This is a genomic window from Chryseobacterium carnipullorum, assembly GCF_900142785.1.
Taxonomy (GTDB): Bacteria; Bacteroidota; Bacteroidia; order Flavobacteriales; family Weeksellaceae; genus Chryseobacterium; species Chryseobacterium carnipullorum.
In genome coordinates, this window is the sequence record NZ_FRCD01000002.1 from 1 (window position 1) to 20478 (window position 20478).

General features: G+C 38.6%; 12 protein-coding genes. 2 read left to right on the forward strand and 10 right to left on the reverse strand.

What is annotated here, in order from left to right; translation table 11 throughout:
* Positions 1-308: 308 nt before the first annotated feature.
* The 10 genes from BUC06_RS02205 to BUC06_RS02250 all read right to left on the reverse strand — a co-directional run bounded on the left by BUC06_RS02205 (position 309) and on the right by BUC06_RS02250 (position 15653).
* Positions 309-848, reverse strand: a complete 540-nt coding sequence (locus BUC06_RS02205) for a hypothetical protein (protein ID WP_083563897.1) — start codon at positions 846-848, stop codon at positions 309-311.
* Positions 849-1331: a hypothetical protein gene (locus BUC06_RS02210; RefSeq protein WP_228423605.1), complete on the reverse strand. Its 483-nt coding sequence runs from the start codon at positions 1329-1331 to the stop codon at positions 849-851.
* A 38-nt stretch (positions 1332-1369) separates the two neighbouring features.
* Positions 1370-4126, reverse strand: coding sequence for a COG1470 family protein (locus tag BUC06_RS02215; RefSeq protein WP_073329135.1), 2757 nt, complete (start codon positions 4124-4126; stop codon positions 1370-1372).
* The gene (locus BUC06_RS02220; protein WP_228423606.1) at positions 4119-4925 is read right to left on the reverse strand and encodes a WxL protein host-binding domain-containing protein; all 807 of its coding nucleotides are present in this window, start codon (positions 4923-4925) and stop codon (positions 4119-4121) included. The genes BUC06_RS02215 and BUC06_RS02220 overlap by 8 nt, the downstream gene beginning before the upstream one ends.
* 91 nt (positions 4926-5016) lie before the next feature.
* Positions 5017-5595: a hypothetical protein gene (locus tag BUC06_RS02225; RefSeq protein WP_073329138.1), complete on the reverse strand. Its 579-nt coding sequence runs from the start codon at positions 5593-5595 to the stop codon at positions 5017-5019.
* A gap of 222 nt (positions 5596-5817) precedes the next feature.
* The gene (locus BUC06_RS02230) at positions 5818-8160 is read right to left on the reverse strand and encodes a phosphocholine-specific phospholipase C (protein WP_073329140.1); all 2343 of its coding nucleotides are present in this window, start codon (positions 8158-8160) and stop codon (positions 5818-5820) included.
* An 80-nt stretch (positions 8161-8240) separates the two neighbouring features.
* A complete protein-coding gene (locus BUC06_RS02235) occupies positions 8241-9776 on the reverse strand; it encodes a SusD/RagB family nutrient-binding outer membrane lipoprotein (RefSeq protein WP_073329143.1) in 1536 nt (511 codons plus the stop codon).
* Between the two features lie 19 nt (positions 9777-9795).
* Positions 9796-12942: a SusC/RagA family TonB-linked outer membrane protein gene (locus BUC06_RS02240; RefSeq protein WP_073329145.1), complete on the reverse strand. Its 3147-nt coding sequence runs from the start codon at positions 12940-12942 to the stop codon at positions 9796-9798.
* A 206-nt stretch (positions 12943-13148) separates the two neighbouring features.
* A complete protein-coding gene (locus BUC06_RS02245; protein ID WP_073329148.1) occupies positions 13149-14753 on the reverse strand; it encodes a BamA/TamA family outer membrane protein in 1605 nt (534 codons plus the stop codon).
* 111 nt (positions 14754-14864) lie between these two features.
* Positions 14865-15653, reverse strand: a complete 789-nt coding sequence (locus tag BUC06_RS02250; protein ID WP_073329151.1) for an SDR family oxidoreductase — start codon at positions 15651-15653, stop codon at positions 14865-14867.
* A 394-nt stretch (positions 15654-16047) separates the two neighbouring features.
* Here BUC06_RS02250 and BUC06_RS02255 point away from each other — a divergent pair, with 394 nt between their 5' ends.
* Together BUC06_RS02255 and BUC06_RS02260 are read left to right on the forward strand one after the other, a co-directional pair.
* Positions 16048-18936: a SusC/RagA family TonB-linked outer membrane protein gene (locus BUC06_RS02255; RefSeq protein ID WP_073329154.1), complete on the forward strand. Its 2889-nt coding sequence runs from the start codon at positions 16048-16050 to the stop codon at positions 18934-18936.
* Positions 18937-18959: 23 nt separating this feature from the next.
* The gene (locus tag BUC06_RS02260) at positions 18960-20468 is read left to right on the forward strand and encodes a RagB/SusD family nutrient uptake outer membrane protein (protein ID WP_073329157.1); all 1509 of its coding nucleotides are present in this window, start codon (positions 18960-18962) and stop codon (positions 20466-20468) included.
* Positions 20469-20478 lie beyond the last annotated feature (10 nt).

Genomic DNA, 20478 nt, shown 5'->3' on the forward strand with positions numbered 1-20478 from the left:
CCACCAGCGCCGATGGTACTGCGAAAGCGGGAGAGTAGGCCGCCGCCAGTTTTTATTTAAAAGTCTCATACATTTATTTGTATGAGACTTTTTTTTTGTGATATACCCCAAAGAGAAAAGATAATAGATAACAGACAAGAGACAAGAGACAACAGATAAGAGATAAGAGAGGGAATAGACCACCGCCACAAATCATTCATCATTTATCTTTGATAAGCAATAAGCGCAAATGGCCTATCTATCTATCTATCTATCTATCTATCTATCTATCTATCTATCTATCTATCTATCTATCTATCGCGGAACAATTAGTTACTTACCGTAAAAACGATCCTGCTATTATATGTCGCTGCCGGAATCGTTACCGATACTCCGCTTACCTGGTACTGTATATTAATCCCGGTATAAGAAGTAACTGATAATACAGTTGATATTCGGAATAATTCGACAGCTGTTAAAGGTACCGTGATATAAGCAGTTCCTCCAGATATACTACAGCCTACACATAAGGTAGAGCCGTTGCTGGTTCGTTTGGCTGATAAAACCAGAGCACTGTTCCATGTAGGATTTGCTTCATAGTGCACATATACTTTTACACTTCCAAGCAGTGCCGGTAGGCCCACGTTAATACTAGCCTGGTTAGTGGGACTTGCATAGGTCCCGTCATAATTATTTCCTGCTTCTGTAATAGCCGGAATGCTGGCGTTCCAGTTGGTAACCGGAACCGTTACGGTTTGAGCTTTGCTCTGAAAGCTGAATATCAATACAATAATAAGAACGATATACTGTATAGAAGATCTTTTATATTGAATAGTAGTAAAGTGAGTATGTTGGGTTTCTCTTTTCATTTATTCGGTAATAGTGTAGGTGATAACAATAGGTGAGTTAGTTAGCGCTGAAAGATTGGCATAAGTGTTCACTGCAACGCTGATTGTTAGTCTGTGACCATTATTAGCTCCATTTCCGGTAAATGCACCGCCAATGCCTGTAATAATATTTGTAGCTGTGGTAGAAAGAGTAACCTGCCCGGCGGATGTTCCTAATGTGCCACCACCAGATCCCGACGCAGCAGCAGCCTGCACTCTTATGCTGATACCAGGAACAAGCTGATTGATCGAAGCTGTAATTCTTCTGGTAAGTCCTCCCGAAGCAATTGCTGAAGTATAATTAATCCATTTTGTGGTATTGGCAGCTGGAGCTGTCAAAGCTTGGCCAGCTTCAGTAGGTGCTGTAAAATTTAGAGTAAAAGTGCCTGTGGGTTCAATATCTAATAAAGTGACAACGGGTAGGGTCAAGGCAATAGTACTTTGGGAGAATACCGTGCATGACATCAGGCAAAAAATTAGATAAATTATATTTTCTTTCAGTTTCATTTTTTCTTTTTTACATCGTTGTACCCTACTTTGATCATTTCCTGCTGGTATTTAATTTCACTCTGCTGTTTTACAATATGAATGGATATGTTCTGGGTTTGTGACGGTTTAAGGCTGTACTGAAAAGAGTCTGCAGCTATTTTATACCTCTTGTCTAAACCATTTCTGTAAAGCTTAACTTTCCATTCTCCGGGACGCAGATAAGTGAAGTCAAAGTTTTCTCCGATAAATGCAATTTTTCTGTAGGTCTGCTCACCATTGGAAGCTTCTACAATGATACTTTGTCTTTTGTTCTTTACTTTTGTAGGCTGATATTGAGCGAAACTGTATTCGTCTTTGCCATCATTTTCAGAAAGATGGATATTTCCCTTGATTGTTGATGCCGTAGTTAATCCAAAATTGAAAATATTCTCTTTAGCATCTAGATGTAAAGTGGCCGGTAAAGAAACATTTGTTATATCATTAATATCAGCGGTGGATCGGTCTATTTCAAGAAAATATTCTCCTGGAACAACATTTTTGAATTGATAATTTCCGTCTTTGTCTGTAATAGATAAATGATTTCCGAGCATGAGTTTAATCCCTTCTGTTTTTTTTACGCCCAGATTACTGATGTTTCCTGATAGGGAAGTGTATTCTGCTGTTTTCTGGACAGGTACATTAAGGCGAAGCGTATAGCGTAATGAAAATATGAAATCTTTATTGCCCAGCTCACCACGTTGCAATGAGTATCTGCCAGAAACATCCAGTTCACTGCCTCGAAATAACTGTTGATGATATAGCACTTCAAATAGATTGCGATCCCTGAAATATTCCTCAGGCATATAATTATTCTGATAAAATAAACTCAGGCTTGTCTTGTCAGAAAACCTGCTGAAGATCCTAGCCCCATAATAAACCTGCTTTTCATTCTGCATTTGGTACCTTGAAGTAATAGCGTAGCTTGCATAAATGCTGAAAGAAGTTTTAAATTTTTCAAAAGATATATTGGTGGTATAGAAACTCGAATTGCCATTAAATCCGCTCAGGTAATTATTGGTTTTTCCAAATTGTCCCTGTACATTAACAAGAAACTGCCCTATCTGCTGATCGACACTCACTTTAAAATACTGCTCATAATAATCGAACTGTTTCGGCTCCAGACGGTCCTGGTATTTTTGAAAGCCATTATATAAGGTAATTGAACCCGTGGAAATATACTTGTACTGTATGCCATATTGTAGAAATCTTCTATAGGGCGCAGCATAGAATAGCGTATCCCTCTGAAAATTTCTGGCATCCTGGGTGTAATTTCCAAATACATTCAGCTTTTTAGAAATTTTGTATTGAATATTTCCGTTAAATGTGCTTGTATTCGTAAAATAGCCTGCAAATTTGGGACTCGCTCTCATATACATAAGATTTCCGTTAAATCTCTCAAAAGTAGCTTGAGCCTGTGCCATATAAGCTGTACCTTCCATCTGTTCGGTCTTACTGTAAGCAGCCTCTCCGGAAACGACGATATTTTTTGAGATCTTGAATTTTCCCGCAGTGTAGGGAAGGTGAGCTTCAGAGTCCAATCTGATATTTCCGAAATTCATTTCCCCGGTTCTTGGTGTTTTATAAAGATATCCTGCCGTAATCTCTGACTCTTTACGGATTTTGAATGTTGAATATACATTAAACTCATCTTTAATATCCCGGAAAAAACGCGGATGGTTATAAAATCCACCTACACTGAACCTTTTGAAATCGTAACGAACTTCTGCACCCCGGCCATATCTTGCAAATTCAGTGAGGTAAGAAGCTGAATACGTTTTATCACCCAGATGCACGAAGACATTATCTCTTTTATAATTAATAAAATACTCTTCATACTGCGTAAATGAGTTGAATTCAACCGGATTAGCTGATACCGCATGGAATTCGATCTGGTTTTTATTCTCCTTGTCCAGAGTTCCCTTACCATATATCTCTCCCTGAAATCCATTCTGGTAGATTCCCCTATTTTGCATTCCTATAAACGAGATGGAAGCTGAAACCGGAAGCCTGTGATAGATATCGTCTTCCACAGGTTTTACCGAAATAACTTTAGTACTTATATAGGCCGTGTAATTCTCTTTTGGATTGTCCGGTGAATAAACAGATAGATTAAGATTTTGAAATTCATTTTGTCCAAGTTCAGCATTAGTAACTTTATAAATACCTATTACCTTTGATTCGTTCGGGGTCAATGTGATAGAAGTCTCTTGATCTACAACCGCATTCTTACTCTCTACAATCAGTTTTTCGGTAACATTCCCATTATTTTTTAAAAGAAACGATGCCCGGATTGTTTCCCCAGCTCTTATAAACTCCGGTGAATCTAATGCAGTGAGACTAAGTTTCCTGCTTCCGGAAATCGTGATCTGCGAAGTTTTTATAAAACGACTTCCGTCAGACCGATCTGTTCCATGAAGGATGACAGAATAAACACCTTGCGATGTTTCTGCAGCAATACGGATCGGAACGATATAAACTGTTTTTTCTTGCGCAGCTATCTTAAATTCTGCTTTTGCTAAAATAGGTTTGACAAATGAACTTGATGCAGTAATTGTAACATCATATATCTTGTCCTCTGCTGAAGGGTTTTCTAGTGAAAAAGAAATAGAAGTAGACATTCCCGGCATTAGACTATCTTTTTTACTGGCCAATTGACCTGGCTGCTGCTGTGAAAAAATAAGTACCGGGAATAGTGATAATAGGACAATATATAAAATCCAAGTTTTAATCATTCTTTACTTCTAATTCCACATTGAGCGCAAAGGCATTTTCGTCTTCATCGGTAGCTATGATGACAGCTTTGTATTGAGCTGGCGGAACTTTGCTGATATCAATATGAAATGATTTGGAGGTCTGTGGTAACAATCCCATTGCAGTGCTCGTGTAACTTCCGAGTTTCTCCCCGGTTTTCCGGTTGTAGATTTCTATAGACGCTGTGGGTTTACAGTACAGATTGCCATGGTTGGCAATCGCTATCTTAGCGATCTGTTTTCCCTCTTCTTTTTCAATTTTTACACTTTCAAATTTAAGATCTGGTTTAGCTTTTTCTGTTTCATAATCAGTAATCACCTGAATTGCATAGCGCACTACAGAGGTGATGTTGACGCCAGCTTTATCGTCACTGGGTTTTATATCTTCAACAGGTTCAACAATGATTACACTCCAATAACTTCCGGGATTTACAGACTGATCGGGAACAGAAATTTCGTAGAATACTTCAGTTTTTTCCTTTCCCTTGAGGGTAATCAGGTTCGTATTAAGTTTGATCCAGTCACCATTGGTTCTGTTATTGGTGCGAATGGATGTATAACTTATAGAACCATCTGCGAGGTAAGCAAAGTCCTGTAAAAATATTTTTACGTTTTGCGGCTTGCTACCGGTATTTTCAATAGCAATTTTTCCTTTGTACACCTTGCCGTTTTCTACTTTGTAGTTATGGGTAAGACCGTTGAGTACGACAATACCTGCATGGAGGAAGCTTAACTGCAGCATCAAAAACATCAAAAATAGAACACGCTTTATCATCATCATGTAAAGTTTGGAATTAAATCATGGGCAATATGAAACCTCGAAGAAACTTACGGGAGGTTTCTTCTTGTTTTGTTGTAAAACTGAGACGGTACTAGTTGTCTGAAATCGTATACGTCACTGTAGCTACCGTAGTCGCTGTTGCCTGTAAATCCGCATACACAGCTACTCCTCCAGGTCCGCTTCCTGCTGCCAGAGCATAGGTAAGATTGTGTCCGTTATTGGCTCCGTTTCCTGTAAAAGCACTTCCGATCCCTGAAATGATGGTTTGGTCCGCAGCACTCAAAGTAATCTGGGCGGCCGGTGTTCCTAAGGTTCCGCCACCACTTCCGGTAGCAGCTGCGGCCGTTACGTGAATGTCAATTCCGGGAATAAGGGCATTTACCTTTACAGATACATTACGGGTAGGATCTGCTACAGATTTGATCGATGAATAATTCAGCCATAGTGTATTGTTAGAAGCACTCGCGGTAACAGGATTTCCGACTTCTGTAGGTGCTGTAAATCCCAAAGTGATATTCTTTGTCGCAGCAGGTTCAATGTCTACTAATGCAACTTCAGGGATAGAAATTGTAATGGTGTGATTGTCAGTATTGGTGTCTTGTGCTTGTAAAGTACCTGCAAATGCACAGGTAAAAAAGCATACGGCAAGGCTTACGTTTAATTTTTTCATGATATTTTGTTAATTAGTTAGGTGAATTTAATAAAAATTAGTAAAGTATGAAAATAAAATTACGATTTTTAATTATTGTTATTTATTTCTTTATAGTATTTCTTTATTTATATGAATTTTTATATGTAAATTATATAAAATCACAATAAAAGGATATGCCTGTAATCATAACAAAAGCCTTACGTTTTCGTGTAAGGCTTTGGTCTGCTGCTGTTTATTGGTCTACGCCCAGTGTGGGTCTGAAATAGATACTTTTCCGGTTTCTATCCTTCCTGCAAAATGCCAGATATGATCTCCATATAGCACTTTTAGGTCATACCAACCTTTGTTTTTGCTGAGATCCATCGTTATTTTTTCCTCCGTTTGATGTATTGAAAATGTCTTTTTACTTTTTTCATACAGATTTTCTATGGTCACGGAAGTATTTCCCTTTCCTTTTTTGAAGATTAATTCTGCTTCATTTTTTAAACCATTATTGTTGAACTCGATCTCTATTTCAGGAGTATTGCTTCCGCTAAATTTTCGGAAGAAACCATTAGGCCCGAAAACTTCATAATCATATTTTCTGGGATTCATGGGATGGGAAAGCTCCTGTCTGGAATACAAGGCATATGAAAAATGATAATTGCTGCTGTCCAATTGTGTTCTGTCATAGAGTAACAAAGGAACACCGCATTCTTTTAAATTCTTCATTTTAATTTTTCCATTTTCTAGGTTGACATGGAAATGGTACGGAAGAGCATTGGACGGTTTGGTTCCTCTTTCCTGCATTTCAAGAAGGCTCTCTTTGATTTCGTTTTCAGTATACCATTTCAAATCAGGCACGGGTTTACTTTTAGCAGCATTAATGGTTTTCGTATATTCTTTCTGATCAAGATAATTCATTTGCGGAGCCTTCCTACTGGAAGAATTAAAAGCTGAAGTCAGATCTCCACACACCGCCCTTCTCCAGTCACTGATATTGTCAACTGTAACGTCTTTCTTATACTTTTTCTGTATAAATTTCTCAAGGAACTGCAGTACGGAAGTATGGTCAGAGACTTCAGAATTCACAAAACCTCCTTTCGTCCAGGGGGATGCAATGATCATCGGAACTCTGTAGCCAAGACCTACGGTACCTTCTATTCTTTCATAATCTTTCAATGGAAGGGCAGACATATATTCCTGAGATTGATCTACATATTCCGCGCCTTCTTTACCGTTCAGATCAACGGGCTGACTTGGATTAACTGGTGGTGCAAATGGAAGAACATGGTCAAAATAGCCATCATTTTCATCGTAATTGATAATAAAAATAGTTTTTTTCCAGGTCTCCGGATCTTTGGTCAGGATATTCAGAACTTCTGAAATATACCATGCTCCATACCATGGCGATCCCGGATGGTCAGAAAAATGTTCAGGAGCCACCAACCACGAAACCAGCGGAAGTTTTTGTTCTTCCACATCTTTCCGGAACTGAAACAGCACATCTCCTTTCGGCACGACCAGTCTTTCTCCGTTTTCATCTTTTCCAATTTCCAGGTTCCAGTAGTCGGGATCATTGGAATTGGTAGTGAATGCTTTTTCATGGAGATTTTTTTCCTGCTGCGAAAGTTGAGCATAATTTTCGGGAGCATATCGTATCTGATCTTCTTCAAGTTCAGCAATCAATGTTTCAAATCTTTTTTTCTGATCAGGTTTTTTTGCCAGCTCTTCTTTCAGGTAAGCAATGATCTTTGGAATATTTTCATGGTAACCTTTTGAAAATTTGACATTGAATTTTGAGAACCATTCAATTGGATTATCCGTAAAATTACTCAGCCAGGCTTCCTGCTCGCCAGACATTCCTTTCGGAAGGCTGATTTCATTCTGATAAATTCTCCACGAAACATTCTGTTCCTCTAAAATTTCAGGAAAACTTTTCCAGTGGGCCTGTCTTGCTTTATCGTAGTCAATATTTTCATTGTAAACATTCGCTTTTACTTTCCCGTTTTGCTGCTCCCTGAGGGTTCCTGACCAATGGAAAAGTCTGTTGGGAGTGGTTCCCGTAAGTGAAGAGCAGAAATACTGATCAAATATTGTAAATGCATCCGCCAGCTGATAATAAAAAGGAAGATCTTCGCGGTTATAATATCCTAAAGTAAGCGGGATATTTTTATAATCCTTATTTCCGGAAGCTTTAAACTGAAGCCACTGATCATATTTTCCTTTATTTAAAGCTTTTTGCTGGTCGGACCATGAATGTGGCAAAGAGCTCATCCACGTAGATTTGGTATTTCTGAGATCCAATCTGGCAGGCGAGGCATATTTTCCGGAATCACCTTTTTGAAAGAAAACCGAATGCCCGTCCTGTTTGATGAAAGCTCTTTTGTCCAAAAAGCCTCTTACTCCTTTTAAAGCCCCGAACGCATGATCAAAAGAACGGTTTTCCTGCATCAGGATCACCACATGTTCTGCGTCATAAAAAGTGGAAAGTGCTGCAGGTTCTATTGCCAGTGCTTTTAAAATGGCTGGATGAAGAATACTTGAAGTTCCCAGTCCGGCCATCAAAAGGCTTGATTTTTCTAAAAATTCTCTTCTGTTCATGTTCAATCAAAATAAGAAATAAACCGCAAGTTAATTGGATTTTCCTGCAGTTTATCTGTTTTTATATAATAATTAGTTTCCTACTGAAGCCACCATGGTTTGGAATTGATATTGTCATTTCCTCCGTACTGAGCAGCAAGTGCGGCCTTTAGGTTAGTACTGTTATAGTTGTACTCAGCCTGTGGATATCTGAATCTGAACGGGGCTGGAACTCCATCTTTAAGAGGATATTTAGGGAATCCTGTTCTTAGATAATCATAATAAGACGTCCATTGGCTCTGATGAAACATCGTCATATATTTTTGAGTCATAATTTTTTCTAAGCACACGTCTGGCAAATCTGAATCACTGTAAATCACCAGCGGGGACGCCAGATATTGATTCACATCAAATCCTGAAAAATACTGTCCCGGATTTTTTACATACGTCTGGTAAAAAGTGAAACTTGCTTTAATCGCATGATCATAATGGGTCTTCGCGGATCCTGAGATCCATCCTCTTGCCGCAGCTTCTGCCAGGATAAATTCAAGCTCTGAATAGCTTAATACGGAAGAAGGTTCATTGGTTGCATCTTTGTAGAAACGGTCATTTACTTTAGAAATATTTTTTGCAGTGATCAGAGTCGCATTGTCAGAATAAGAAGAATTAGGATCTCCTCCGTTGTATCCAGTGAAATCTGTAACGGGTTTTCCCGCTTCTTTGGCTCCTGTAGTTTGTGCTGCAAAAGTAAACAGACGCGGATCCTGTCTCAGCTTAAACAAATTGATAAAATAATCTGCCATGTATAAACTTGACCCGTAACCACTGCTGTTGAACATCGTATATCTGCTGTCTGCTGCATCAACGAATTTAAGTTCTCCGTTATCCGAAATAGAAGTCATTAAAGTCTGACTGTTTGCTATAGATGCAAATTCCGTTGCGACATTATAGCTTCCCAATGTCGTTTTTTTAGACATGGTCATTAAAATTTTCAGACGGAAAGAATTGATCAGCTTTTTCCATTTTGAAGCATCGCCATTATAGATAATATCGCCTTCAATTTTATCATTGGTATTAATAAGATCATTGGCTTCTTTCAGTTCAGATAAAATTCCGGCCATTACAGTTTCCTGGCTATCATATTTTGGCTGGGTAATTCCTGATTCACCTTTTACAGCTTCTGTGTAAGGAATGCTTCCGAATTTTAAACTTAAATTAAAGAAATAATACGCTCTGTAGAACTTACCGATAGCCACATAATTTTTATTATTGATCTTCTCGGCTTCCTGCATCATTTTTCCCGTATTCAAAAGCCCGGTAGTGTAGGCATCGAAAGAGGCATTATTCCATTTCATATACTGATAAACGTTTTCACCATCTGTTCCTATCATCATTCTGGAAGCATACATATTGTCACCATTCACCTGGAAAGCATTTTTTGAAACATAAGTTAAAAGAACTTTAGGATCTACGCTGGCCTGATCATTAGGGTTTTCATTGATCTTGTCAAGATCGGTTTCACAGGAAGCCAGCATCAGCAGTCCTGCAAAAGCAGCTGATATGATACTGGATACTCTGAATCGTTTTGCTATTGTACTATTCTGCGATTTCGCTATACTATTGATATTGTTTTTCATTGTTCAGGATACTTATTAATTAAAATTTAAGATTAAATCCGACTCCGATCCATCTGCTGGAAGGGTCCTGGATGTCGTTCACGTCTTTTGTGCCGATCTGGTAATCAGGATCAGAATACAGGTTTTTGGATTTTTTCCACATAGCCAGGTTATAAGCAGAAATATTGGCCGTGAAATTTTTAATCATTCCTTTAGGATTCAGGAGATAAGAGAAGTCGTATTCCAGCACAACAGATCGCAGTTTGACAAAAGTTCTGTCGAAAACATTCGCAAATAACTCACTCTCGTCTTCCGTTACCCTTGCCTGATAAGGATAATTCTGTGCCCAGTCCTGAAAGCTGATCGGTTTTGTGTGCGGAGTGTACATTCCTGTGGTGGCATTGTAATTAACCCCGTCCGGTACGAAATAATATGTTCCCGGATTCGCATATTCAAGATCTCTGTAGGCTGTAGAGTTCGGATGTTTTCCGCCCCACCACATTTTTTCCACCACCTGAGATCTCATCACACCACCGATGCTTCCGTCTATTCCGATATTCAGAGTGAATTTTTTATACTTAAATGTATTGTTGAAACCGAAAGTCCAGTCCGGATTAAAATGGCCCAGATTACTTGGGGCATCTGCTCTTGTCGGCATTCCTGTTTTAGCGTCCAGGATCACTTTTCCATCCGGTGATTTCTTCCACGTATAATCATAGAAACTGTCCATTCTTTCACCAAGCTTGATATTATTATAGTTCGGCATATGATCATAGATTGAGGTCAGTTTTTGTTCATAGGTGCTCCAGTTAATTAAAGACCTCCATGTAAAATCAGCTGTTTTTAGAGGAACCAATCCCAGGGAGATTTCCAAACCTTTGGTCGTGTACTCGTTTCCGTTCACATATTGAGACGTAAAACCGGATGATGGAGCTGCCGGAAATTCAAGAATATTATTATAATCTAATGTTCTGAAATACGTAACATCTAATGTCAGTCTGTTCTTAAACAATCCTGCGCTTAATCCCAATTCATAAGAATTAGTTTGTTCTGGTTTTAATGAGTTTTCAACATTCAGGATCGTAGGGTAATTGAACATAGGATTCCCGTTGAATGTTGCTCCCTTATTGTTCAGATAATAATTTCTTATCGAATAAGGTTTGAAATCATATGCCACTTTAGCCCAGGAAGCTGAAAGCTTTAAAAGATTAATCGCTTCAGGCATTTTTACTAAATTAGAGATCACCGCACTTACTGATGCAGAAGGGTAGAAATAAGACCTGTTGGCTTTCGGAAGTGTGGAAGACCAGTCATTACGTCCTGAGATATTGATGAAAAACGCATCATACAATCCGATATCGATTGTTGAATACGCACTGTAAATTAGTTTTTCTTTCAGATAGTCATAATATTTTACAGCGCCTGTAGAATTTTCTAATGAATAGAGTTCCGGGATTTTCAGCCCGTCAGTTGATGCGTTGTCTATATTGTTTTTATAATAAAATGCAGATCCTCCTGCGTTGATTGTGAAGTCAAAATTGTCAGAGAATTTTTTCTTGTAGGTTGCTAATACATCAGAGTTCAGGTTCCATGTTTTGGAATCATTCAGAAGATATCCGCCACTCCTTGGAGCACTGTAGTTGAAATAGGAATACGGACTTAAAATTTCCTGCTTGTTGTGATTTTCAACCATGGATATCTTACCTTTTACAGAGAAATCTTCAGTTGCTTTATATTCCAGACCGGTTTGTGCGTTGATCACATTGGTTCTGTTTTTATTCTTATAATATTCAGATCCGAACCAAGGATTGTTGTACCATGCATAATTCCAGTTGGCCTGAGCAATTCCTTCTCTTCCTGGAATCCACTTATGATTTTTAAGATCTCTCCCGTCTACGTCTGCACCCATCCAGATGAGGATGGTGTACATATGCCCGCTTGGATTATAGTCGTAGTTGGGAATATTGGGCGTAAAGGTTTGAGTGAAATTAAATTTGGTGTCAAACGTCAGTTTTTCTCCCAAATGATTTTCGGAGGAGAAATTGATGCCGTAACGCTGCAGATAAGAATCCGGAACTCTGTCATCGTAGTTCATGAAATTTCCGGAAAGTCTGTAGATATCTTTGTTGTTTTTATAGCTTACGGCAAAACTGTTATTATTGATCAGGGCAGGCTTCAGGAAGGTATCTAAATTATCGTGATATCTCCAGTCGATCGGAACTCTTTCATATCTTGATTTATCATTATACTGAGTTCCTGATACTGCACCATACCACGGAATGACCTGTCCTGTCAATTTATCCCTGATCGGGCTGTTCCATTGGGCTACTTTCAGTCCCGGAACAAATTTTGGTCCCCAGATCATATCTCCGTCGTTCACACCACCATCGGCTCCATCCCAGAATTCGTACTTTCCGTGTGATCCGTTCCCGTATTCGGTTTGGGTTTTCGGAAGATTGGTAAATCCTGTGGTCACCATGGTATTTTGTGAAAATTCTACGGAGAAACCATTCTTTTTAGCACTTTTTGTGGTAATCAGAACCGCTCCGTATCTTCCTCGTGAACCATAAAGAGCAGAAGCTGTAGCTCCTTTCAAAACATTGATGTTGGCAATATTGTTAGGATCCAGATTTTGAAACACTTCTTTCTCTACAATCACCCCGTCAATGACAAAAACCAGATTGGAGTTTCCTCTTAAGGTAAATTGCGGAGCCTGCTGCATTCCTGTAGGATTGGAAACATTCAGACCGGCAACTTGTCCGGAAAATAAATTTCCAATACTTGGTGTAGTGATGGTTTCAAATTGTTTTGTTCCTACTTCCTGGGTAGAATATCCTATTTTTTCTTTCTTTTTGGCGATTCCCAAAGCTGTGATCACAACACCTTCAATCTGTTTTTCATTGGCTTTAGTCAAAACAATAGTGTATTGTCTTTTAGAAGAAACTTCCACCGTGTACAGGGAAAAATCAGGTGCATAAAACTCAAGGATATCTTTTGGATTGGCTGAAATCGTAAAATTACCGCTTTCATCAGTTAAAGTAGTTTTTCCGGTATTTTTGTCGGTAATACTGACTCCGGATACGATGGAGCCATTCTCGGATTTTACATTTCCGGAAATGTTGATTTCTTGGGCAGTAAGGTAAAGGGGGAGTAAAAAAACAGCAAAAGTAGCTAAAGTCTTCTTCATTTTTTTTGAGGACAAATTTAGCGGTGTACTGTTACCAGAATTTTAATGTGGTATTAAAAGAAAAATACGATTTTAATATTTTTTAACATCAATATTTAACATTATCATAAAGCTAAAAAAGAGAAGATATTCTAATATTTGACTTTATTATACGATCTATTGTTTTGAAGAAGAAGTGGAAAAACAGGAATGAATAATAAGATTCCTTAGAATCTGCTCAGGATTCCCCAGTGAATTTTGATGTCATTAAATTTAAAAGGATTTCCAAATTCATTACCATTGGAAAGCTGGAAACTCATCAGCCCGATCGGGATAAAAAAGTTAAATCCGAGCCCGACACTGTAGAGTTTTGGCTTGACATTTAAAGATTTATTATTGAGCTGACCATATTGACCAAAGAAATCAAAAAATGCCTGATTGCCAATCAGGTACCGGTATTCTAATCCAGCATAATAATAAAAATCGGCGGCAAGCGATTTCTCATTGAAACCCCTCATGGAATTCCAACCCCCGAACCGGTATAATTCATTCGCAGAGAACTCTACCTTGGAATCCATCATGGCACCTTCAGCTTTTATATTCAGAAAGTGATTACCGGAAATATGATAATTGTGTTCCCCAAAAAAGTAAAACTGGTTTTGGGTCGCTTTGATATTGTCTTTAGTATAAGTCGTTGTCAGGTAGTCATACCCTGCATTGATCCTTGTTTTGTAAAGAAAAAGATCAATATCTGTAGGTTCTGTCATTTCAAACCAGATCCCGAGTCCCTTTTTATTATAATCTTTTCCCTGAACATATAAAGTATCAATAATACTGGAAGATTCAAGGGTTCCCCTAAGTCCGATTTTATTTCTGTTATTGATGTGATAGTAGAAAGCCGGAAGGAATTTTACATTGGCAAACGTAGAATCCTGTCTGAAAATATTGACTTTCAGATTCATTCCGACATTGGATTTAAGCAGATACGGAATATCAGTCTGAAGGTCAAAAGTCTGGCCTTTATCCGGATTTCTCTGCCAGTACAGATTGACTGTTTCAAAACCATTAAACATATTCCTGAAATTCACATTCAAGGTTCCGTTTAGCGTAAATTTTTCCGTTTTATCGTTCCCGAAACCAATTACCCCATCAAAAGTATTCGTTTTCTTCTTTTCCATAAACAGGTAAATGCTCGTGGAGTCTTTGGTGAATAATGTTTGGGGAGGCCGTTCCAGCGTAACAAAGGCGTGGCTCTGGAAATTTTTACTGATGGCTAAAAGGTTTTTGTCGTCGTAGTTCTTTCCCTTGAATTCCTTTTCCAGATTTTTCATAAATCTTTTCGGGACTCTCTCATAACCTTTAACTACAAAACCATCAATCTTCCTTTTATCATTTTTGTTGATATCCAGTTCTATAACAGGATACCCATTTTTCTGACCTTTATATTTCGATTTAAGACGGCTGAAAGAATAGCCGTCATCGATATACCGTTTGTTGATGCTTTTCTTTGTTGAATCTAAATTTTTAGTAAAAAAGTCTTTCTGAATTTTCAGTCTCTGTCTGATGGAATCAGAAAGTTCCACGTAGGTTTCGTTAAAGTTTTTTCCTTTGTCGTAGAAAATTTCTGTACTGTCACCCTTCATTTTTACATCCTTCAGCTTCGTAAAGAAATAATTGCTTTGAGATAAAGAATCCAGATATTTCACCGCAGAAACAGAATCTTTTACTTTTTTTCTGACATTCGTTTCCGTGTCAATGAGCCAATACTGTTTCTTCTGCGCTTGTACAAAAACGCAGAACAGGATAAAAAATATTTTTAGAAATAATTTCAATGCTCAATTTATTTAAACCATAACAGATATTAAAGCTATAGAAAGCAAAGCTTACCAAATAATCTTAATGGTTCAAACCCAGATTAAATAATTTTTTTAAAATAACTGAATTTAGTCCAGTTTATTATACTTTTTCATTAAATTCTCATACGTTCCCTGTGGAAGAATCCATTTCAACGGAACTCCGATCTTTTGTCCGAATTTACCAAAATAATAATGGGCCTTCCATTTATTTTTATTCAAAAGATTTTCAACATAAGTTGCTACTTCAAGAGGCTCAGTTCCGTCGCCTACATGTGAGTTCATCAAAGCATACACCTTATCGAATACATTTTTGTACGGTTCAGACACTTGTGTTTTCACACGGTTCTCTGCAATATTTGTTTTGATATCGCCCAGATGCAGCGAGCAGACGTCAATATTCCATGGGTATACTTCATACCTCATCGCTTCAGTCACTTTATCTAATGCAGATTTCGACGCAGAATAAAAGCCACGGAACGGAAGTCCCATTTCACTTCCGATACTTGAAATATTGATGATCTTTCCGAATTTATTTTCACGCATTTTCGGAAGAACGGCGCTCATCATCTGAACAGATCCAACAAGATTCAGGTTGAACAGTTTTAAAATATCTTCCTTGGTAGAATCTTCCACTGCTCCCACCATTCCCATTCCGGCATTGTTGATCAGAACATCAATCCTCGATTCTGTTTTTAAAACTTCAGCGATGGCATTCAGAACCGCGGTGTTATCGGTAACATCCGTAGGAATAGACCTGAAATATTGACTTTCTGTATGTTTTCGGCTTAAACCGTATACGTGATGACCTTTCTTTCCAAAATATTCAGCCAGTACAAAACCTATTCCTGATGAGGTTCCAGTGATGATAATAGTCATTGAATTGTTTATAATTTTTTAGACTTTTTAATTTGTATTCCGGACGCTGCTGAGCTCCTCTTTACCAAGTGTCTCAGTGTAAACCGGATTTTCAGCAAATGTAAAAAAAGAAAAATGAACTCTCTTATTTATTACAGTATAAAATAGATCAGTCTTTTGACTTCTGAAAATTGAATAATGTAAACTTAAAATAAAGTTAACAGCAAATGTATTCACAATACAAATAGAATGATTAGTTTAGTTAGTGTATATTGTTGATATGTAGTTAATTGGAGTTGTTTTGTTACTTCTCGATATTTGAAACTGCCAATGTTTCTTAATAAAAACATAAGAAAATCTTAATGAATTCCCGGACAGACCTGTTCTAATTTTGTCCCCAATAAAAAAGGATGAAATGAATGTATCTAAAATCCCGGTTTCTGTGGGTAATTTAACAGAAAGGGTTTTATTGATCGGTGCTCTATCGGTCTCACCTTTGGTTCTATCCCAAAAACAGGACAGCTTAAAGGAAAAATCCATAGAAGAAGTTGTGGTGGTAGGATATGGAACACAAAAGAAAAGCAAAGTATCCGGTGCAGTGTCTGAAGCTTCACTGGACAAACTTACTTCCAGATCTTTATCCGGAGTAGGAGAAGTTCTTCAGGGAAAAGCGCCCGGAGTAACCGTGATTAATGAAGGAGGAGACCCCAATGGTGCACCAAAAGTGAATATCCGCGGTTTGGGGGGAATTAATGGAGAGACACCACTGTATGTTGTAGATGGAGTTGTTTTTAACGGCACGCCATCCATTAACCCTAATGATATTCAGGATATCTCTGTGCTTAAAGATGCTTCCGCTGCCATTTACGGGGCCAGATCTTCAGGAGGGGTAATTCTTATTACGACCAAAAGAGGAAAAAAAGGGAATCTGACTGTAGACTTTGACGTGAAATATGGGGTGAATAATGCCTGGAGAATCAAAGAATCTCTGAACGCAGCAGAATTCCAGGACGTCATGTACAAAGCTTATGAAAGTGCAGGGAAGTTAACCAGTCTTCCCATTGCTTTCAATCCTGACAAATATCCAGATGGGCGAGTGACAAGAACAGACTGGATGAAAGAAATTTTCCGAACGGGAACCCTACAGGAATATAACGTCAATGTAAGTGGAGGAAGTGAAAAATCCAGATTTTTTGTGGGAATGAACCATAGAAATTTAGAAGGAATTCTACTCAATACCCAGGCGAAACGATATAATTTCAGAGTCAATTCTGAACATAAAGTAAAAGACTGGCTGACGATCGGGGAAAATATGTATTATAATTATTCGGACGGAAATACAGCAGATACGAAAAGTGGTTACACGGGAGCATTGATCGCTGCGATGTATTATCCGCCTAATGTTCCTGCCTATACATCTTCCGGAGCTTTTTCCGGATTACCAATTGATGTGGCAGGGGGGTACGGAGATATGATCAATCCTGTTGCTTATCTTCAAAGAATCAGTATCAGAAATCCTACTCATGAGATTCTCATCAACCCTTACGCGGAAATCAGTTTGGCTAAAAATTTAAAATTCAGATCCAATTTTTCCCAGACCTTCAAAATAGGAACGATTAAAAATTTCACTTACAGAGTTCTGGAAGTCGGGAAAATTTTTGACACCAATAATCTAGAATACCAGTCGAATAACTCGTCAACTTCTTTGGCAGAACAGCTTCTTACTTATAAAACGAATTTTGGGCAGCATAATTTTGATTTCCTGGGAGGATTCACTTTCCAGAAAACGATTGATGAAGGATTTTTGGCCAAAGCCTATGATTTCAGAAGTGAAGCTGAGGTTTTCCAGCATCTTCAGAATGCAGCAGATACCAATAAAGACGTTTCCAGTTACAAATACCAGCAGGCTTTGATCTCATACCTGGCTAGAGTAAACTATGATTATGCAGGTAAATATGTGATCAGCTTATTAGGCAGAAGAGACGGATCTTCGTTGGTAGCAAAACAGAACAGGTTTGCTAATTATTATGCACTTTCCGGAGCCTGGGTAGTATCTAAAGAAAACTTTATGCAGAATATTTCATGGCTTTCGACCTTTAAACTGAGAGGAAGTTATGGTATTTTAGGAAACCTTGGAGGGATTTCTCCGCAGGCTGTTAATCCTTTAATGATAAGGGATAACAATATTATCTTTGGCCAGGATCCTTCCCAGAATATTGCCTACTATGCGACCACACGTCCGAATCCGGATCTGAAATGGGGAAAATCCGAGCAGACCAACTTTGGGGCGGATGCCTCTTTCCTGAATAACAGTCTTTCCTTACAGTTCGATTATTTCGTGAAAAATTCCAGAGACCAGATCTTTAACGTGAGCTTACCAAGTACGGCAACCTACAATAATCAATACATCAATGCAGGATTATTCCAGGATAAAGGGTATGAATTGGGAATTAATTACAATGGCAAAAAGACTGGTGATTTTACTTATTCTGTGGGCGTTACCTTTAGTCAACTAAAAAATACGGTGAAAAAACTGGCGGATGTGGATGAGATTTTCATCAACAGTAACGGAGTAAGAGGAGTATTGAAACCTACCCGTATCAAAGTGGGCGAATCCCTGTACTCTTATTATGGGTATAAGACTGATGGTATTTTCCAGTCACAGGAAGAGATCAACAATTATAAAGATGCCAATGGAAATCTGATCCAGCCCAATGCAAAACCCGGAGATATTAAATTCCTCAAAAAAGATGGAAATGTAGGAGTGCTCAATAACAATGATTTTGTAAATCTCGGAAACCCCTATCCTAAATTTTCTTACGGACTTTCTTATAATATGACCTGGAAAAATTTCGACCTGAATGTATTCTTCCAGGGAGTTTACGGGAATAAGATCTTCAACGGGATGAAGTTTGTTTCATTGAATCCTGGCGGAACCGGGCAGAATTATAATATGGACCGGGATATCCTGAACGCCTGGACTCCGCAGAATACCAATACCAATATTCCAAGACTTGTCCATGGTGATCCAAGTGGGAATTATTCTAAAGTATCAGATTTCTACGTTGAGGACGGATCTTATCTCAGACTTAAAAACCTGACCATTGGCTATTCATTACCGAAAGACATTTACAGCAGGATCAATGTGAACAGGCTGAGGATTTATGTGACCACCAACAACCTGTTTACCATTACAAAATATACCGGTTTTGATCCTGAAGTTGGAATGGATACCTACGGAGTGGACACCGGAAGATATCCACAGTCACGCTCATTTATTTTCGGAGTAGAAGTGGGGTTATAATTTTAAACATAAAAAAGAATAAGATGAAATTTTTCAATACAATAATTTTAGTTTCAGGAATATCCGCCCTTCTTTGGTCTTGTACCAATGAGCTGGATGTTCAGCCCGAAGGAACGCCGACAGAAGCCAGTTTCTGGAAAACGGAAAATGATCTGGTAACCGGTGCTAATGCGATGTATAAACCTCTTTTTGACGGAGAATTTTACGGAAGAGGATTTTTCTGGTTCATCAATGCCAGTGATGATATGGTAACCGGAAGGGCGAAAAGTGAAGCCGATAATGCTAAAAATTTCAGCAGCAATTATATTGCGGCAGGTGATCTCGAAACCCAGTGGAATAAAAGGTTTAATGTGATTGGTGTTGCCAACCGTGTGATCCGTAATGTGGATAATATTCAGGCTTCGGTAGCTGTTAAAAACAAATACCTTGGAGAAGCTCTGTTTATGAGCAGCAGAATGTATTTCGAGCTAGCTTATAACTATGGTAATGAAAAAGCAGGAATTCCCATTATCGACCGTACTAAAGAACCGGACCCTAATCCTATTCCGAGAGCGGCCAATGTGAATGAAAATTACAATTATATAGTGAACGATCTGAAGAAAGCCGCTGAATTACTTCCTTCTCAGGAAGAACTTTCTCCTAAAGATTACGGTAGACCCCATAAAGCAGCTGCCTGGGCACTTCTGGCAAAGGTTTACCTTTTTATGGGAGACTGGAAGAACGCTGCATTCTGGGCTAATGAAGTCATGACCAAAGGAAACAGAAAACTGCTCGGGAACTTTTCAGATGTTTTTAAATCGGAGAATAATTACAGCTCAGAATACATCTGGTCCATTCCGGGTACACCTAAATTTACCTCTTGGGGAAGTATTCTTCCCGGCGTGATGCTTGAAAACAAAGGATGGGGAGAATATAACGGCTGGGGATATTTCCAACCGACAAAAGAATTATATGACGAATATGAAGCAGGAGACCAGAGAAGAAGTGCAACCATTTTGAAACTGGGAGATCAGTTCACTTTTAACGGAAAAACAAGAACGTATGCTTCTACGAATTCACTTACGGGTTATCAGTTTAATAAATACATGGATGCTTTCAAATATACGCTCAACAGCGGCCATGTAAGTGCGAATGGCGATTATCCATGTACAGATCTGGCCGTTCCGATTATGCGTTACTCAGAAGTAATTTTGATTAAAGCGGAAGCTTTGCTCATGCAGGGGCAGAATGCTGATGTGGAAATTAATCTGATCAGGGTCCGCGCAGGATTGACACCAAAAACAGGATGTACACTGGCTGACCTGAAACATGAAAGACGTTGTGAGCTGGCAGGCGAGTGGGCAGACCGACACAGAGACCTTGTCCGTTGGGGAGATGCTAAAAATACCTATGCAAAAGCGCTTCATGGTATCAATGGTAACGAAGTCTGGGCTCCGAGAAACTTCAACCCGGCAATACACAATGTATGGGCAGTTCCGCAGGTTGAAATTGTCAACAGTCACGGCGTGATCAAGCAAAATGAAGGGTGGTAAAATAGTAATA

Coding starts and splice junctions, on each gene's coding strand:
- BUC06_RS02225 (WP_073329138.1), bottom strand. CDS start 5,595: ATGAAAAAATTAAACGTAAGCCTTGCCGTATGCTTTTTTACCTGTGCA.
- BUC06_RS02215 (WP_073329135.1), bottom strand. CDS start 4,126: ATGATTAAAACTTGGATTTTATATATTGTCCTATTATCACTATTCCCG.
- BUC06_RS02210 (WP_228423605.1), bottom strand. CDS start 1,331: ATGTCATGCACGGTATTCTCCCAAAGTACTATTGCCTTGACCCTACCC.
- BUC06_RS02250 (WP_073329151.1), bottom strand. CDS start 15,653: ATGACTATTATCATCACTGGAACCTCATCAGGAATAGGTTTTGTACTG.
- BUC06_RS02205 (WP_083563897.1), bottom strand. CDS start 848: ATGAAAAGAGAAACCCAACATACTCACTTTACTACTATTCAATATAAA.
- BUC06_RS02235 (WP_073329143.1), bottom strand. CDS start 9,776: ATGAAAAACAATATCAATAGTATAGCGAAATCGCAGAATAGTACAATA.
- BUC06_RS02220 (WP_228423606.1), bottom strand. CDS start 4,925: ATGATGATGATAAAGCGTGTTCTATTTTTGATGTTTTTGATGCTGCAG.
- BUC06_RS02255 (WP_073329154.1), top strand. CDS start 16,048: ATGAATGTATCTAAAATCCCGGTTTCTGTGGGTAATTTAACAGAAAGG.
- BUC06_RS02230 (WP_073329140.1), bottom strand. CDS start 8,160: ATGAACAGAAGAGAATTTTTAGAAAAATCAAGCCTTTTGATGGCCGGA.
- BUC06_RS02260 (WP_073329157.1), top strand. CDS start 18,960: ATGAAATTTTTCAATACAATAATTTTAGTTTCAGGAATATCCGCCCTT.
- BUC06_RS02240 (WP_073329145.1), bottom strand. CDS start 12,942: ATGAAGAAGACTTTAGCTACTTTTGCTGTTTTTTTACTCCCCCTTTAC.